This window comes from Polynucleobacter sp. AP-Feld-500C-C5, from assembly GCF_018882265.1.
Lineage (GTDB): Bacteria > Pseudomonadota > Gammaproteobacteria > Burkholderiales > Burkholderiaceae > Polynucleobacter.
This window is the reverse complement of the sequence record NZ_JACVOW010000009.1, coordinates 1-1,269: the sequence shown is the minus strand read 5'-3', so window position 1 is coordinate 1,269 and position 1,269 is coordinate 1. Positions and strand designations below refer to the sequence as shown.

Genomic DNA, 1,269 nt, shown 5'->3' with positions numbered 1-1,269 from the left:
TGAACTGACCTGATTTTTAGTACCACTCCAAAAGAGAGGATTTTTGATAATCTTCACCTTAAAGGAGTGCTAAATATGGCAAAAGGCCAACGTCTTAAACCCGAGCAAATCGTCACCTTATTGCGTCAAATCGATGTCCTGACAACGAACGGCAAAACCCTAGCCCAGGCCTGTAAAGAAGTGGGAACGGTAGAGCAAAGCTACTATCGTTGGCGCAAGATTTATGGCGGCATGAAGGTCGATCAAGCTCGTAAGTACAAAGATCTAGAACTGGAAAATACCCGACTCAAGAAGCTCGTAGCGGACTTATCGCTACGAGAAGTCATGCTCAAGGAAGTCATTAAGGGAAACTTCTAAGCCCTACTAGGCGTAAAAATGCAGCGCAGCTGCTCATGGACCAGCATTCTATCTCTGAGCGGACTGCCTGCAGTTTAGTGGGGCTATCTAGAGCAGCGTATCGCTATATGCCATTGCCTAGAGATGACGAAGAGCCCCTACGAGCTGAGGTCATCCGTATGGCCAGCACCTATGGCCGTTACGGTTATCGATTGATTGCCAGCATGATGCGTAACGCTGGTTGGGGACAAGCGACTACCGCCAAGGTCGCTCGCATCTGGCGGCAAGAAGGTCTAAAGATCCCGCAAAAACAACCCCCTAGAGGTAGATTGTGGCTCTCCGATGGCAGCTGTATGAGGCTAAGAGCTACTGCCCCCAATCATGTTTGGAGTTACGATTTTGTCTTTATTAGAGACGCGTATGGTGGCAAGATCCGCATGCTCACGATGATTGATGAATACACTAGAAGGTGTTTAACGATCTTCTGCGCCAGAAGAATTGGATCGATCCAAGTGATTGAGCAACTGGCAAACGCCATGATGATCCATGGTATCCCGCAATATATTCGATCGGATAACGGTCCAGAATTTATTGCTAAAGAGCTGCGTAGTTGGTTATCTGGCATTGGAGTGAAAACCGCTTACATCACCCCCGGTAGTCCTTGGGAGAATGGCTTTTGTGAAAGCTTTAATGGCACCTTTAGGGACAACCTTTTGGATGGGGAGATCTTTTATAGCTTAAAAGAAGCCCAGATCATCGTGGGAGAGTGGGTTAAGCATTACAACCATGTCAGGCCGCATAGCGCTTTAGGTTACAGACCACCAGCACCCCAAACCCAAGTACCCAGAATCATCCAGAATCAACCTATGATGCTGCAATGATTTACTATAGAAAAACTCTCTTTGGTAATGGACCTAAATTGACAGCAGTTCA

At 47.0% G+C, this 1,269-nt stretch carries 1 protein-coding gene; it reads left to right on the top strand.

Annotated features, from left to right (window positions below):
- Window positions 1–75: 75 nt before the first annotated feature.
- A protein-coding gene (locus tag ICN21_RS01655) for an IS3 family transposase (RefSeq protein WP_216176287.1) occupies window positions 76–1,217 on the top strand; the annotation gives its coding sequence in 2 pieces (ribosomal slippage) (window positions 76–343 and window positions 343–1,217; 1,143 coding nt in all).
- Window positions 1,218–1,269: the final 52 nt, after the last annotated feature.